12 protein-coding genes are annotated in these 15,539 nt (G+C 68.0%); 4 read left to right on the top strand and 8 right to left on the bottom strand.

The window, feature by feature from the left end; genetic code table 11:
- Nucleotides 1-105 precede the first annotated feature (105 nt).
- From VD964_RS13970 to VD964_RS13980, 3 genes are all read right to left on the bottom strand, one after another.
- Nucleotides 106-1,773, bottom strand: coding sequence for an ABC transporter substrate-binding protein (locus VD964_RS13970; RefSeq protein ID WP_324869179.1), 1,668 nt, complete (start codon nucleotides 1,771-1,773; stop codon nucleotides 106-108).
- A 93-nt stretch (nucleotides 1,774-1,866) separates the two neighbouring features.
- Complete coding sequence (locus VD964_RS13975; RefSeq protein ID WP_324869180.1) at nucleotides 1,867-2,670, bottom strand: class II aldolase/adducin family protein; 804 nt, start codon at nucleotides 2,668-2,670, stop codon at nucleotides 1,867-1,869.
- Nucleotides 2,671-2,698: 28 nt separating this feature from the next.
- Nucleotides 2,699-4,021, bottom strand: a complete 1,323-nt coding sequence (locus VD964_RS13980; RefSeq protein ID WP_324869181.1) for an ArgE/DapE family deacylase — start codon at nucleotides 4,019-4,021, stop codon at nucleotides 2,699-2,701.
- Between the two features lie 309 nt (nucleotides 4,022-4,330).
- Between VD964_RS13980 and VD964_RS13985 the strand changes: the two genes are divergently transcribed.
- Nucleotides 4,331-5,308 (top strand): LysR family transcriptional regulator, encoded by a 978-nt coding sequence (locus VD964_RS13985; RefSeq protein WP_324869182.1) that lies wholly within the window; start codon nucleotides 4,331-4,333, stop codon nucleotides 5,306-5,308.
- Nucleotides 5,309-5,336: 28 nt separating this feature from the next.
- On the opposite strand, the gene VD964_RS13990 is transcribed toward VD964_RS13985, so the two are convergent.
- The 5 genes from VD964_RS13990 to VD964_RS14010 form a co-directional block, all read right to left on the bottom strand.
- The gene (locus VD964_RS13990) at nucleotides 5,337-6,752 is read right to left on the bottom strand and encodes a GAF domain-containing protein (protein WP_324869183.1); all 1,416 of its coding nucleotides are present in this window, start codon (nucleotides 6,750-6,752) and stop codon (nucleotides 5,337-5,339) included.
- Nucleotides 6,749-7,216, bottom strand: coding sequence for a hypothetical protein (locus VD964_RS13995; RefSeq protein ID WP_324869184.1), 468 nt, complete (start codon nucleotides 7,214-7,216; stop codon nucleotides 6,749-6,751). Before VD964_RS13995 ends, VD964_RS13990 begins: the two co-directional genes overlap by 4 nt.
- A 169-nt stretch (nucleotides 7,217-7,385) precedes the next feature.
- Nucleotides 7,386-8,450, bottom strand: a complete 1,065-nt coding sequence (locus tag VD964_RS14000) for a transglycosylase SLT domain-containing protein (RefSeq protein WP_324869185.1) — start codon at nucleotides 8,448-8,450, stop codon at nucleotides 7,386-7,388.
- A gap of 225 nt (nucleotides 8,451-8,675) precedes the next feature.
- Complete coding sequence (locus tag VD964_RS14005) at nucleotides 8,676-9,122, bottom strand: hypothetical protein (protein WP_324869186.1); 447 nt, start codon at nucleotides 9,120-9,122, stop codon at nucleotides 8,676-8,678.
- Nucleotides 9,123-9,393: 271 nt separating this feature from the next.
- Entirely contained in the window at nucleotides 9,394-10,845 is a 1,452-nt protein-coding gene (locus tag VD964_RS14010; RefSeq protein ID WP_324869187.1) for a catalase, read from the bottom strand.
- A 121-nt stretch (nucleotides 10,846-10,966) separates the two neighbouring features.
- Here VD964_RS14010 and VD964_RS14015 point away from each other — a divergent pair, with 121 nt between their 5' ends.
- From VD964_RS14015 to VD964_RS14025, 3 genes are all read left to right on the top strand, one after another.
- The gene (locus tag VD964_RS14015) at nucleotides 10,967-11,926 is read left to right on the top strand and encodes a LysR substrate-binding domain-containing protein (RefSeq protein WP_324869188.1); all 960 of its coding nucleotides are present in this window, start codon (nucleotides 10,967-10,969) and stop codon (nucleotides 11,924-11,926) included.
- 121 nt (nucleotides 11,927-12,047) lie between these two features.
- Complete coding sequence (gene glgX, locus VD964_RS14020; RefSeq protein WP_324869189.1) at nucleotides 12,048-14,387, top strand: glycogen debranching protein GlgX; 2,340 nt, start codon at nucleotides 12,048-12,050, stop codon at nucleotides 14,385-14,387.
- Nucleotides 14,388-14,456: 69 nt separating this feature from the next.
- On the top strand, nucleotides 14,457-15,527 hold the full coding sequence (locus VD964_RS14025) for a putative zinc-binding peptidase (protein ID WP_324869190.1): 1,071 nt from the start codon (nucleotides 14,457-14,459) through the stop codon (nucleotides 15,525-15,527).
- Nucleotides 15,528-15,539 lie beyond the last annotated feature (12 nt).

Consider the following 15,539-nt stretch of genomic DNA (forward strand, 5'->3'; position numbering starts at 1 on the left):
CGGCCGGCCAAAGGCCGGTCCGATCGCGGTGGAGGGCAAGATTGCGGCAGTCCCCTCTCCCGCGAAGCGGGGGAGGGCTAGGGAGGGGGCCGCGTCAGCGTCTCGTTACTTCGCCAGCCAGACGTCTTCGTACGTCTCGTTCACGCCGATTGCGGTCTTGTTGGCGTTCTTGACCCGCTTGTCGAGGAAGGTCGGGAACTCCATCTCCAGCAGCCACACGACCGGCAGCTCGTCGGCCAGAATGCGCTGCACCTCGCTGTACTGCTCCTGGCGCTTGGCCGGGTCGTTCTCCTGCGACGCCTTGGCGAACAGCTCGTCCACCTTCGGGTTGGAATAGCCCATGGTGTTGGAGAACATCACGCCCTTGCGGATGTTGGACGAGATGTAGGTGCGGGCGACACCCAGCGCCGGATCGCCGTACTGGTAGACGAAGTTGGTGGTGATCTCGTAGTCCCAGTTGGCGACGCGCTGGCTCCAGCCGGCGGCGTCGGTGCTTTCCAGGACGACGGCGATGCCGACCTTGGACAGCGACTGCTTCAGATACTCGCCCAGGCGGGTCCAGGTCTCGCCATAGGGCATCGGCATGATCTTGACGGTGGCGCGCACGCCCTTGCCGTCGGGTTTCAGGCCCATCTCGTCCAGCAGGGCCTTGGCCTTGGCGAGATCGGGCTCGTAGGTGGTGACCTTCGGATCGTAGAACTTGACCACCGAGTTGACCGGACCGGTCGGCACGCGCCCCAGCCCGAACCAGATCTTGTCGCGGATGAACTTGCGGTCGATGGCGTAGGCGATGGCCTTGCGGAAGCGCTTGTCGTCCAGCGGCTTGACGCGGTGGTTGATCTCGAGCCACGACAGCGGCGCCACGAACTCGTAGCCGGCGGTGGTCATGGTCAGGTTGGGCAGCGCCTTCATGCGCGGAACCTCGAAGGGCTCCAGATCGCTGTACTGGGTCTGCTGCACCTGTCCGCTCTCCAGCGCCAGCGAGCGGCTGGCGGCGTCCGGGATCACGCGGAAGGTGATGCCGTCGAGGTAGGGCAGGTCCTTCTTGTAATAATCCTCGTTGCGGACGAGCTGGATGTAGCTGCCCTTGACCCATTCCTTCAGCTTGAAGGGACCGGTTCCGATCGGCGTGGCATTGGCCGGGTTGGCGCGGAACTCCGTCCCCTCATAGAGATGGGCCGGCACCATCGGGGCGGAGGACACCTCGAAGGCCTGGATGAAGGCGGGGAAGGCTTCCTTCAGCTTGAACTCGACGGTGTAATCGTCCAACGCGGTGATGGACTCGCAGCGGCTGAAGACGGCACGGGCGCGCGGGTGGACCTCCATCAGGAACTTGGAGGTGGAGAAGACGACGTCCTTCGCGGTGAAGGGCTTGCCGTCATGCCACTTGACGTTCTGGAACAGCTTGAAGGTGTAGGTCAGCCCGTCCGGCGAGACCGTCCAGCTTTCGGCCAGCGACGGCATCGGGTTCAGCTTCTGGTCGTAGGTCAGCAGACCCTGGTAGATCTTGCCGGCGACGGTCTGGGTCGGCCCCTGCTGGTTCAGGCCCAGCATCAGGGTCGGCGGCTCCGGCTGCACGATGGAGTTGAGGACACCGCCGCGCACCGGCGTTTCCTGGGCCATGGCCGGGGCGGCGACCAGTGCCGCGGTGCCGGGAACGGCGAGCACGGCGGCCAGCAGGCCTGCCGCGGCGGCGCGGTGGAACCCGCGGGTGAAACCGCCCTGAAAACTGCGGCGGAAGCTGGCGGGGATACCGGTAAGGCGTCTGGTCATCGGGTGTCCTCGTCTCCAGAAGTTGTCGGTGGTGTCAGCGACCCTGTCGTGTCGGTGTTTTTTGTTGGGAGGGTGGGGGCAAGTGCCTGCCACTCACCGCGGCCCCACCGGCCCGGACGTGCCGTCCAGCCAGCGCAGCATGGCGTCCCATTCCAGGACGCCGGCCCGCGGATAAGCACGCTCGTACTGCTGCGCCGTATGCTCGCAGACCTCGGGCGAGGGGTAGACCAGCGGACGGCCGCCGGCCAGCGCCATGATCTGCTGCTTGCAGGCCTGCTCCAGGTAGTACATCAGCACCGCCGCTTCGGCGACGTCCTGGCCGGCGGTCAGCAGGCCGTGGTTGCGCAGGATCATGCTGTGATGGCTGCCGAGATCGGCGATCAGCCGCTCCCGCTCCGCCAGATCGAGCGCGATGCCCTCGTAGGTGTGATAGGCGATGCGGTTGTACCAGCGCAGCGAATGCTGGGTGATCGGCAGCAGCCCGTCGGCCTGCGCGCTGACCGCCATGCCGGCGTCGGTGTGCAGGTGGATGACGGCGCCGACGTCGGGGCGGGCGTGGTGGACGGCGCTGTGGATGGTGAAGCCGGCGGGGTTGATGGCGTCACCCTCGCGCCCGTCCACCAGATTGCCGTCGATGTCGACCTTCACGAGGTTGTCGGGCGTCACCTCGTGGAACATCAGGCCATAGGGGTTGATCAGGAAATGGTCGGGCGTGTCGGGAATCCGCGCCGACATGTGGGTGTAGATCAGGTCGGTCATGCCCAGCCGGTCGAACAGCTTGTAGGCGGCGGCCAGATCGGTGCGCACCTTCCACTCCACGTCGGAGCAGTCGCGGGTGGCGCGCGGGGCATGGGTGGCGGTGGCGGCGGCGTTGGCGGTCAGCGTCTCGGCGATCATCGGGCGGGTCTCGTCGGGAAGGAAGGGGTCAGATGGGTTCCAGGCCGCACCAGCCGGCGATGAACAGCGCCAGCACGCGGGTCACGTCGCGCAGGCTGTCCAGCGACACCGATTCGTCGATGCCGTGGATGCGCGTCGCCTCGGGGCCGTAGCAGGTGGCGGGCGTGTCGCCGTAGAGCTGGAAGAAGCGGGCATCCGTGGTGCAGGTCAGCGCCACCAGCTCCGGGTCACCGCCGCGCACGGCGCGGTGGCTGTCGGCCAGCATGGTCACCAGCGGATGGGCCGGGTCGATCTCGCAGCCGGCGGCCTGGAAGCCGTTCCACTGCAATTCGACGCCCACGTTGGAAAGAGCCGGGTCGGTGGAGCGCGCCTGCTCCACCGCCCGGGTCACCTCGGCGCGGACCGCCTCCGGCTCCTGCCCGGGGAAGAAGCCGAGCCGGAGGTCGAGCGCGCAGCGCGTCGGGACTGACGACGGCCACTCGCCGCCCTCGATCCGGCCGAGATTGACGTTGACGGGATGGGCATGGCCGCAGAAGGCGGGATGGCGGCAGGCCGGCTCGTTCCAGCGCATCTCCAGCGCCTTCAGATGCGCCGCCAGCGCATAGGCCGCCTCGATGGCGTTCACGCCGGCCGAGGTGTCGAGCACATGGGCCGGCGTGCCGGTCAGCACCAGCCGAACCCACATCACGCCGACCTGGGCGACGGAAATGGAATGGTTGAACGGCTCCGGGATCACCGCGGCGTCGGCGCGATAGCCGCGGTGCAGGCAGGCGAGCGCGCCGTTGCCGGTGCACTCCTCCTCGATCACCGACTGCAGATAGACGGGGGCTGCCGGCCGGTAGCCCAGTTTGCGCAGAGCGTCGAAAGCGGAGGTGTAGGCGGCGATGCCCGCCTTCATGTCGCCGGCCCCGCGGCCGTAGAGCCGTCCGTCGGCGATGCGCGGCTCGAAGGGCGGGGTGGTCCACAGTTCCGCCGGGCCGGCCGGCACCACGTCGATGTGGCCGTTCAGGATCAGCGAGCGGCCCTTCGCCTCGCGCGGGCGATGGACGCCGACCACATTCTCGCGCCCGGCATAGGCGCCCGGCCGCACCGGCGGCGAGAAGCCCGGCATGCGGGAAATCGCCTCCTCGTCCACGTCGAACCGGTCGACCTCCAGACCCAGCGCGGCGAAGCGGTCGGCCATCAGCGCCTGTGCCCCGGATTCGTCCCCCAGCAGCGACGGCTGGCGCACGAGGTCGGACAGCATGGCCACGCACTCCCCCTGCGCCGCGTCGGCGGCGTCGAGGATCGCGGCGCGCAAGGCCGGGTCCGGCAACGCATGGTCGAGACGGTCTGCCGTTTCTCGTGTCATTCCGAATCCTCTTCGCCGCTGCGGCAGGATTGCGCGGTCGGTTGAAAAAAGACAAAGCGGCTGGCTTGCGGACTATCCCAAATGGATATGACCGCTATAATGCGACGTTATGCATGTCCGGCTTGGCGATGTTTGCAGGCCGCCATGTGTCGATTAGGCGATGACGAAAGCGACGTGGCAAATAAGCAATTTTCATTTGGCCCATGAGTTTGATTTATGCCGCAGTTGCTCACAGCGCATTCATGTGCGTAGAATTTGGGCGGCAGAACGAATGCACCGGAATCGGGCGCCGATGGAGAGGGCAGGGGAGTGAACGAAACCGAGGCGGAACGGCAGGCTTTGGCCCGTCTGGGTCAGCAGATGGATTGGAACCTGCTGCGCACCTTCATGGTGATCGTGCAGGAGGGGAGCATCACCAAGGCTTCCGTCCGCCTGTTTTTGACGCAGCCCGCGGTCAGCCTCGCCCTGAAGCGGCTGGAGGAGCAGCTTGGCCGCACCCTGATCGACCGCGGTCCCGGCCGCTTCGCCGTCACCGCCGCCGGCGAGCAGGTCTATGACGAGGCGGTCGCGATCCATGCCACCGTGTCACGCCTGGGCGCCCTGGTGCGCGACGCCAAGGACGAGATCAGCGGCCATGTCCATATCCTGATGACCAGCCGCATCCAGACGCCGCTGCTCGACCGGTCGCTGCGGGAATTCCACCGGATGTACCCGCAGGTGACCTTCCGCATCGACGTGATGGCCTCGGCCGATGCCCACATCGCGTTGCAGCAGCGGGTCGGCGCGATGGCGATCTGCCTGTTGCGCGAACCGATTCCCGGATTGTCCGCCCAAGTGTTCCTGCGCCAGACCTACCGCCTCTATTGCGGCCCCGACTTCCGGCTGTTCGGGCAGCGCGACATCGACATTGCCGAGTTGCGGCACGAGAGTTTCGTCTCCTTCACCTCCGACCAGATCGACGGCGCCCTGTCGCCGCTGACGCTGTTCCGTGCGCGGGAAGGCTTCGCCGGCCGCGTCGTGGCGTCCTCCGCCAATCTGGAGGAGGTGCGCCGCATGATCGTCTGCGGTCTTGGCATCGGCCCGCTGCCGGAACACATCGCCGCGCGCGACGTGGACGACGGCTTGCTGTGGGAACTGCCGCCCTACGAGGGAATCGCCCCGGTCAACGTCCACCTGATCTGGAACGAACAGGCCAAGCTGAACCGCGCCGAGCGCGCCTTCCTGGACTATCTGCAAACAGCGCTCGCCACCGCCCCGGCGCGGGATCTGGCGGGGGCAAGTGGGTAAGGGGGAAGCGAGGTGGCACCCGTAACCCTCACTGCATCTCCTCCAGCCGCAACGGCGTTTCCACCAGCAGCCGGAACCGCCCGCGCCCGGTCTTCTCGATCCGCAACGGTCCGCGGCGGTCGTCCAGCCGGCGCTGAAGCAGGATCAGCCGCGCTTCCAGATTCTCGGCGAAGTCCGGCAACGGGATGTCGGGCGCCAGCCGCAGTTCACGGTTGGTGAAGTCGGTGCGCCCCAGCGTGGTGTGGTCGCGCACCAGCTTCCACAGGATCGCCCCGGCCACGCCCTTGATCAGATAGTCGTGGTCGAGGAAGACGCTGTCGTCGGTGGCATAATGGCGCACGGTGATCGGCGGCCCGCCCGCCGGTGCCGCCATGGTCTCGACCGGCGTGTCCTCCACCTCCGTCGCCGGGGCCATGGGCAGGCTGCGCATCAGTGCGCCCAACTGTGCGGCGAGCGTCGCCAGCGCATCCTCGTCGTCGTAGGTGAAGCGCATCTCCTGCGCGCTCTCCACGAAGAGCACTCCGGCCAGCACCCCGGCCAGCGCGCCACCCGGCTTGCCGCGGGCGTCGCCGGCCTGATGCGCCAGGATCGGCACCGCCAACTGGCTGTGCGGCCGCTCCAGACCGGGGAAGGGGATCTCCCGCAGCGGTCCCGCCGCCGTCCCCTGCCGCATCGCCATGCTGTAGGCGACGTCGGTGGTCATATGGGTGATACGGATCGGCACCCGCTCGCGCGCCGCCACCCCGATGACGCCGTCGCCGGGCGCCACCTCCCACCCGATGCCGCTGCCCCGTCCGCTCGCCTCCCCGCTTGCCTCGTAACCCAGTGCAGCAACGGTGAACAGCCGTCCGCTGGCGGCGTCCGGCAGCAGGATCAGCGCATGCTCCACCCCGAACAGGTCGCGCAGGGCCATGATGGCGCGGTCGAGCAGATCGGACAGGTCGGCGCAGCCGTGCAAGCCTTCGCAGGCGCGCCGGACGGCCGAGAGCAGGCTGCGCGGGCGCATGCGCGCGGGCAGGGGACGGCCGCCGGGGACCGCCTCGATCTCCGTCACCCGGAACAGGTCGGCGCCGCGCAGCCGGAACACCTCCGCCATCCCGACATGCGAGGCGATGCCCGACAGCTTGGCCTTCATGCTCTCGAACAGCGGTCCGTCGGTCTCGGTCCGCAGATAGTCCAGCCTCAGCCGGTACTGCGCGCCCGTCGACGGGTCGATGACCTCCAGAAGCGCGTCCCGGCAGTCCAGGATGTTGGCCCGCGTCTTGTTGAAGAACTGATAGGACAGGGCGATATGGCCGGGATCGACGTAATGGACCTGCGACAGTTGCGAAACGTTGGGCGTGCCGTCCGGCGCCACCGTGGCGATGGTGGCGGGGATGACCCCCTCCAGGCAGGTCCGGATGGCATCCAGCGTCAGCGTGCCGTGGGTTTGAGGGTCGCTCATGCCGGCACCGGTTCGCCGGCCTTCGGGCCCGGCGTCTGGTCGAACACCGCCGCCGGGCGGACATGCAGCGCCACCAGATCGGCCGGATCGCAGGTCATCACCGCCCGGATGAAGGGCTCGGTGAAGCCGATGCCGGTCAACTCGGCGATGAAGCCGTCCAGGTAGGGGCCGGTAAGCGCCGCCTCCTCCGCCGTCGGGGCGGCAACGATGGCGCCGTCGCCCTTGACCTGGAGCGAGCGGTGGGTGCTGGGTTCGGAAAAGACCACGGCCAGCCGGCCGGTGTCGGCGACGGCGGCCACCAGTTCGGCATTGGCCCGCCCGTCGAGCAGAACGGTCAGCCGCTCTCCCCCGCAACTCGCCCGTGCCGCCACGGCCCGCGCGACCAGGGGCCGGTTCGCGCGGTCGCTGCTGGCGACGTTGACGCTGAGGCTGCGGTCCAGGAAGCGCAGGACCGCAGCGCCCACTCCCGTCCCAAGCTGAAGACCGTCCGGCTCCGCCACGCCCGCCCCCTCAGCGCCCCTAAGCGCCCCTAAGCGCCATTGCTCGGGGATCAGGATAGCAGGGGCACCGGCCGGGCGGCAAACCAACCGATGGGCGTCATCCATGCGGCAGGGACTTGCCCGGCCATGCCGGTCACGCCCCCGGCGCCACCACGAAGCAGGCCATGCCGATGGTGACCAGCCCGTTGCAGGCGCTGGCCGCATCCTGTTGCGACAGGCCGGACAGGCGGGCGCGGTAGAGCGGACCGGTCTGGGTATCCACCGCCTGCACCACCCGTTGCGAGCGCGACAGCACCGGCATGGAATTGCGGGCGCGGTCGATCACGCGCTGGCTGTCGTCGGGCGAGCGGAAGGCGCCCAACTGCACCGTCCACACCCCGCCGCCGGCCGTTGCCGGCCCGGCCATCGTCGCCACCGGACGCGGCGCCGGAGCGTCGGGGGTGGAGGTGTCGGGCGCCACCACCCGCACCGTAGGCGCCGCCGCCGCCGGGGCAGGGGAGGGCAGCGCCGCCACGGCGATCGGAGGACGGCTTGCCGCCGGGCGGCTGTTCGCCGGCGGCGCGTAGGAGGGCGCCTGATAGGAGGGGGTTGGCCGCGACGATGAGTAGGATGATCCGAAGTCCGGCGGCGAATCGGAGGACGGCGCGCTGACCAGCACGATGTCGGCGCCGTTGGGGGCCGGGGTGCGGTTCAGCCGCGGGCCGACCGACGCGATGTAGCGCCGCGTCTCGCCGGGCAGGCTGCGCTTGCCGGCCAGATAGTCGCCGTAACAGCCCGGCCCGCAGTTGTAGGCGCCGAGGAAGCCCGGCGCGCCGAACAGGTTGTACATCTCGCGCAGATACGCGGTGCCGGCGATGATGTTGTCATGCGGATCGAACGGGTCGGAGCCCAGGTCGTGCTTGCGCCGCATCTCCTCATAGGTGCCGGGCATCACCTGCATCAGGCCCATGGCGCCGGCCTTGCTGACGATCGGCTTGCCGTTGACGGTGGTGCGCCCGCCGCTTTCCTGGCGGATGACCTCGCGGATCCACAGCTCCGGCATGTCGAAGCGCTTGGAGGCTTCGGCGACGTGGGCGTCGATCTCCGCCGGGGTGGCGGTACGGTGCGATCCGCTCCCGCTGGCGCAGGCGCTCAGCAGGGCGGTCAGGGCGGCGCAGGTCAGCAACGGCTTCAGGCGACGCACGGAACCCCCGGTCATCGTTCAGTTACAACGTCAGGATAAGCCCGATTTGGAGGTAGCGACCTTTGCACATTCCCGCTCCGCCGTAAACCGTCCCGGCTGTGACCTTCGACGCGGCCGGAGAACGCGGAGGGGGGAGGGTATCGGAGCCCTTCGGACGGACAAGCGGCCGGACGGGCATCTGCCGTCCGGATCGTCCTCTACCGGGATTGCCCTTGCCCGGGTCTTTCGGCGATCAGGTCTTCAAATCTCCCGGTCATCGTCCGGGTCGCGGCGGGTGGTGAGTTCGCGCATCAGCCGTTCCTTGGCGGTCTTCCGGCTCGGCCGCCCTCCCGCCCGTCCGAACAGCCCGCCCAGCAGCCCGCCGGATTTCGGCTCGTCCTCCGGTTCCGCGGTCACCTGCGCGCGCTCCGCCTCGCGCCGGGCCAGCATGGCGGCGCGGTCGACCAGCGGGTTGCGCAGCCGGTGCGGCAGCGCCTTGAAGGCCAGGTTGGCGCGTTCCAGGTCCGCCACCGACTCGGTGGACCGGGCGATGCGCAGCGCGACCCGGAACAGGTCGAGCCGCCACGCATCCTCCGGCGCATGCGGCAGCGTCTCCGCCGCCGCCAGCAGGGTATCCAGCCCCTTCCCGGTCAGTCCGCTGGTGGATTGCCCGCCGGTCGATCGTTCGGTGTCGCGGTCCCGTCCCATTCCGTCATCGAAGCTGTCGCGCTGAAGGCGGACTTTAGGACGGCTCGACAGGATTTGTCTGCCCCCATGCGGAGACCACACCATTCGGGTGGGGGAGGGGGAGGAATGGGCACGAAAAAAAGCCCTCCCCCCGTCGCCGGGAAGAGGGCTGCCAAGTCAATCGGGGAAATGCGCGGCTGGATGCCGGCAATCATGCCGCCGCCCAGGGGGATGGGCGCGGCATCTCGAAACCGGCCCCCCGCAAACCCGCGGAAGGGCCGGGAAACTCACCTCACTCCGCGGCCTGCGCCACGGTCAGGCCCAGGCGCCTGGCGACGCCCTCGCCATAGGCCGGGTCGGCGGCCAGGAAGTGCTTCAGCTGGCGCTGCTGGATGAACAGCGGGACCTTGCCCAGGCTGCCGGCGATGTTGTCCATCAGGCGGTCCTGAGCCTCCCTGCCGATCAGGCGGAACAGCGCGCCGGCCTGGGCGTAGTCGTCGTTGCCCTCGCGGTGGTCGTAGTGGGCGGCGTCGCCGCGGATGCGCAGCGGCGGCTCGCTCGCCACGCCGGTCTGGGTCGGGCCGCCGAAGCTGTTCGGCTCGTAGTTCGGCCGCCCGCCGCCGTTACCATCGGTGCGCATGGCGCCGTCGCGCTGGTAGTTGTGGACCGGGCAGCCCTGCGGCTTGTTCACCGGGATCTGGGCGTAGTTGCCGCCCAGCCGATAACGGTGGGCGTCGGCATAGGCGAACAGCCGGCCCTGCAGCATCTTGTCCGGGCTGAAGGAGATGCCGGGCACCACGCTGGCCGGGCTGAAGGCGGCCTGCTCGGTCTCCGCGAAGAAGTTCTCCGGATTGCGGTTCAGCACCAGCTCGCCGATCTCGATCAGCGGATAGTCGGCATGCGGCCAGACCTTGGTCAGGTCGAACGGGTTGATGCGGTAATTGTCGGCCTCGGCCTCCGGCATGATCTGCACCGAGACGGTCCAGGCCGGGAAGTCGCCGTCCTCGATCGAGGCGAACAGGTCGCGGGTGGCGTGGTCGGGGTCGATGCCGCCCATCACCGCTGCCTGCTCGGCGGTGAGGTTCTGGATGCCCTGGCGGGTCTTGAAGTGGTACTTGATCCAGAAGCGCTCGTTCGCCGCGTTGATCCACGAGAAGGTGTGGCTGCTGAAGCCGTCCATGTGGCGATAGCTGCGCGGCGTGCCACGGTCGCTGAACAGGATGGTCAACTGGTGCATCGTCTCCGGCGACAGCGAGAAGAAGTCCCACATGGCGGTGGGGTCCTTCAGGTTGGTGGCCGGGTTGCGCTTCTGGGTGTGGATGAAGTCCGGGAACTTCAGCGGATCGCGCAGAAAGAAGACCGGCGTGTTGTTGCCGACCAGATCGTAATTGCCCTCTTCCGTATAGAACTTCACCGCGAAGCCGCGCGGGTCGCGCTCGGCATCGGCGGAGCCCTTCTCGCCGCCGACGGTGGAGAAGCGCAGGAAGACCGGCGTCTCCTTGCCCACCGACGACAGGAAGGCGGCCTTGGTCCAGCCGGTCACGTCGCGGGTGACGCGGAAGCTGCCATAGGCGCCGGCGCCCTTGGCGTGGACCACGCGCTCCGGAATGCGTTCGCGGTTGAAATGGGCCAGCTTCTCGATCAGGTGGAAGTCCTGCAGCAGCAGCGGACCGCGCGGCCCGGCGCTCAGCGAATTCTGGTTGTCGGGAACGGACTGGCCGAAGCTGGTGGTCAGGGTGCTCATCCGGGTCATCCTCGTTGGGGCGGTGTCGCTTGAAGCGGCGTCATTGTCTCGCCCCTGGTTATCCGGCGTCTTGAACGATATATCCAAGACATTGAAGAAAATGCTCCCATAGGCATCGTCTATGAATCTCTCCGCCCTGTCCCTGCGTGACCTGGAGTATGTCGTCGCCGTCGCCGAGCTGCGTCATTTCGGCCGGGCCGCCGAACGTTGCGCCGTCAGCCAGCCGTCGCTGAGCGCCCAGATCCGCAAGCTGGAGGAGGCCCTCGGCCTCTCCCTGTTCGAGCGGACCAGCCGCAAGGTCCTGCTGACCCCGCGCGGCGAGGCCATCGTCGCCCAGGCCCGCGTCGTGCTGGAGGAGGCGCGGCGCCTGCTGTCCTTGGCCGACGGGTCGGGCGGCGCGCTGACCGGCCGGCTGCGGCTGGCGGCGATCCACACGCTGGGTCCCTACCTGTTCCCGCACATCCTGCCGGCGATGCGCGATGCTTGGCCCGACCTGACGCTGATCCTGTCGGAAGGGCGGACCGACAGCCTGCTGGAGGAACTGCGCGACGGCCGGCTCGATGCCGTGCTGCTGGCCCTGCCGGTGGAAACCGATGGGATGGTGGCGGAGCCGCTGTTCTTCGAACCCTTCCTGCTCGCCCATCCCGCCGGCCATCGCCTCTGTGCGGCGCCCAACCTGTCGCTGAACGACCTCGACCCGTCCGAGCTTCTGCTGCTGGAGGAGGGGCACTGCCTGCGCGATCAGGCGCTGGCCGCCTGCGGCCTCAGCGCCCGCGGTGGGGGCGTCCACGCCACCGGGCTGGAGACCCTGCGCCACATGGTGGCCGCCGGGGCCGGCTGTACGCTGATGCCGCTGCTGGCGACCCGGGGGGACACCGGCCGGACCGCCAGCGTAGGCGGGTTGGTGGATTACCGCCCCTTCGATGCGTCCTCCGACGGCTCTTCCAATGGCTCCCGCCCGCCCGGCCGCGTCATCGGCCTCGTCTGGCGGGCCAGCGATCCGCGCGACCGCGGCCTGCGCGACTTGGCGGCCTTGCTGCGCCGCGGGATGCCGGCGGGCACCAGCCCGGTCCTATCCTGAAGGGCTGAGGAATTTCGGGAAGGAACAAGCGCCCATCGGCCGGGTTGAAGGCTCGGCCCGCGCTTCTCACTGTCCAGGAGCGAGGGCACGACTTTCGATCCAGGCGGAGAAGTGGGCGATCATGGCAAACATCCTGAAACAGGCAACGCGGCTCGGTGAAGGATTGCCTTTTCCGCTGGGCGCGACATGGGACGGCCTCGGCGTCAACTTCGCCTTGTTTTCCGCGCATGCCACCAAGGTGGAACTGTGCCTGTTCGATGAAAACGGCGAGGAGGAACTCGAGCGGATCGAGCTTCCGGAATTCACCAACGAGATCTGGCACGGCTACCTGCCCGACGCCCGCCCCGGCCTGCTCTACGGCTACCGCGTGTACGGCCCGTACGAGCCGGAGCAGGGCCACCGCTTCAACCCGAACAAGCTTTTGCTCGACCCCTACGCCAAGGAACTGGTCGGCGAGATCCGCTGGAACCCGGCCCATTTCGGCTATGTGATGGAATCGGGCGACGACCTGACCTATGACGAGCGCGACAGCGCGCCCTTCATGCCGAAATGCAAGGTGATCGATCCGGCCTTCACCTGGGGCCGCGACCACAAGCCCGGCACCGCCTGGGACCGCACCATCTTCTACGAAACCCATGTGAAGGGTTTCACCAAGCTGCATCCCGCGGTGCCCGACAGCCTGCGCGGCACCTATGGCGGCATGGCGGTGAAGGAGGTGGTCGACTACATCAAGTCGCTCGGCGTCACCTCGGTGGAGCTGCTGCCGGTCCATGCCTTCGTCCAGGACCAGCATCTGGTCGACAAGGGGCTGGCGAACTACTGGGGCTACAACTCCATCGGCTTCTTCGCGCCGGAACCGCGCTATGCCGCGTCCGGCAACGCCATCAAGGAATTCAAGGAGATGGTCGCCCATCTCCACAATGCCGGGCTGGAGGTGATCCTCGACGTTGTCTACAACCACACGGCCGAGGGGAACGAGCGCGGGCCCACCCTGTCCTTCAAGGGCATCGACAACGCCTCCTACTACCGCCTGATCCCGGACCAGAAGCGCTACTACATCAACGAGACGGGGACCGGGAACACCGTCAACCTCAGCCACCCGCGCGTCCTGCAGATGGTCACCGATTCGCTCCGCTACTGGGCGACGGAGATGCATGTCGACGGCTTCCGCTTCGATCTCGCCACCATCCTCGGCCGCGAGCCCTACGGCTTCGACGAAGGCGGCGGCTTCCTCGACAGCTGCCTGCAGGACCCGATCCTGAACAGCGTCAAGCTGATCGCCGAGCCGTGGGACTGCGGCCCCGGCGGCTATCAGGTCGGCAATTTCCCGCCGGGCTGGGCGGAGTGGAACGACCGCTACCGCGACACCGTCCGCGCCTTCTGGAAGGGCGACGAGGGCAAGCTGCCGGAGGTGGCGCCGCGGCTCTGCGGCTCCGCCGACCTGTTCGACAAGCGCGGCCGCAAGCCCTGGGCCAGCGTGAACTTCATCACCGCCCATGACGGCTACACGCTGAACGACCTCGTTTCCTACAACGACAAGCACAACGAGGCGAACGGCGAGGACAACAACGACGGCCACTCCCACAACCTGTCCTGGAACCATGGGGTGGAGGGGCCGACCGACGACCCGGAGATCAAAGAACTCCGCGAACGGCAGAAGCGAAACATGCTGGCGACGCTGCTGCTGTCCCAGGGCTCGCCGATGCTGCTGGCCGGCGACGAGTTCGGCAACACCCAGCACGGCAACAACAACGCCTATTGCCAGGACAACGAGACGGCGTGGCTGAACTGGGACGGCATCGACGAGGACGGGCAGGCCCTGATCGAGTTCGTCCGCCGCGTGGTGGCGGTCCGCCAGTCCTTCCCCATGCTGCGGCGCGGCCGCTTCCTGTCGGGCGAATACAATGCCGAGTTCGACGTGAAGGACGTCACCTGGCTGACCCCCGGCGGCGACGAGATGGAGGAGGGCAACTGGCACGACGGCAACGCCCGCTGCCTCGGCATGCTGCTGGACGGCCGCGCGCAGGCCAGCGGCATCAAGCGGCCGGCGATGGACGCCACCCTGCTGCTGGTCATCAACTCCCACCATGACGTGGTGGAGTTTACCCTGCCGGAGGTGACCGGCGGCAGCGTCTGGCGCTGTCTGGTCGACACCAACCTGCCCGACCCCGACGAGGTGCCGCGCGTCAACACCGGCGACGGCTACATGGTGACCGGCCGCTCGCTGCTGCTGCTGGCCCTGGAGCCGGACGGCAAGACCTCCTTCGCGCTCCGCCGCGCCGCCCGCGCTCTGCGCAGCGTCGCCGAAAGCCCGACCCTGTCCTTCGGCGAGGAGAGCACGGAAGTGGAGAAGCCGGCGGAGCCGGTGGAGGCCGAAGCCGTGGCGAAGGAGGCGGTGAAAGAACCGGAAAAGGTGGAAGCGGCTGCAGAGGCCAAGCCCGAAGCGAAGAAGCTCACCTGAACCGACGCTCAATCCCCCTCTCCCCCCCCGGGGGGGAGAGGGGATCCCCCCGGCCCCCGGATCCCCGCCATGAAACTCTTCGAATGCCAGAACTGTCACCAGCCGCTCTACTTCGAAAACACGCTGTGCGAGCGCTGCGGCTACCGGCTGGGCTATCTGCCGGATGTGGGCACCCTGTCGGCCATCGACCCGACCGACCATGACGGGGTGTGGAGCGCGCTCGCTACCACCGAACCGCTCTACAAATTCTGTGCGAACGCCGAACTGGATGCCTGCAACTGGATGCTGCCGGCCGACTCATCCGACACCCATTGCGCCGCCTGCCGGCACAACCGCACCATCCCCGACCTGTCCGACACCGCCAACCTGACGCTCTGGCGCAAGCTGGAGATGGCGAAGCACCACCTGTTCTACACCTTGACCAACCTGAAACTGCCGCTTCAGACCCGGATCGAGAACCCGGAGGAAGGTCTGGCCTTCGACTTCCTGTCCGACACCGTCGGTCCCGACGGCACGGTGACGCCGGTGCTGACCGGCCACGCCAACGGCCTGATCACCATCAACGTCGCCGAGGCCGACGATGCCGAGCGCGAGAAGCGCCGCACCGACATGGGCGAGCCCTATCGCACACTGCTCGGCCATTTCCGGCACGAGATCGGCCATTATGTCTGGGACCGTCTGGTGCGCGACGACCCGGCCCTGCTGGAACGATTCCGCGCTTTGTTCGGCGACGAGCGCGAGGATTACGGCGAGGCGTTGAAGCGCCACTACGCCAACGGCGCGCCGCCCGACTGGCAGGCGAACTTCGTCAGTTCCTACGCCACCGCCCATCCGTGGGAGGATTTCGCCGAGACCTGGGCGCACTACCTCCACATCGTCGACACGCTGGAGACCGCCCGTGCCTTCGGCCTGCGGATCCGCCCGCGCATCAGCGAAGGGGCGGAACTGGAATCGGAGATCGACTTCAACCCCCACAAGGCCCGGCACATCGAGGATCTGATCGAACCCTGGCTGCCCCTGACCTACGCGGTGAACAGCCTGAACCGCAGCATGGGCCAGCCGGACCTCTACCCCTTCATCCTGTCGGCCTCGGTGATCGAGAAGCTGGGATTCATGAACGGGATGGTCCGGGGGTTGTAGCGTGATGCCCCC

This window comes from Azospirillum sp. (assembly GCF_035628975.1).
GTDB lineage: Bacteria > Pseudomonadota > Alphaproteobacteria > Azospirillales > Azospirillaceae > Azospirillum.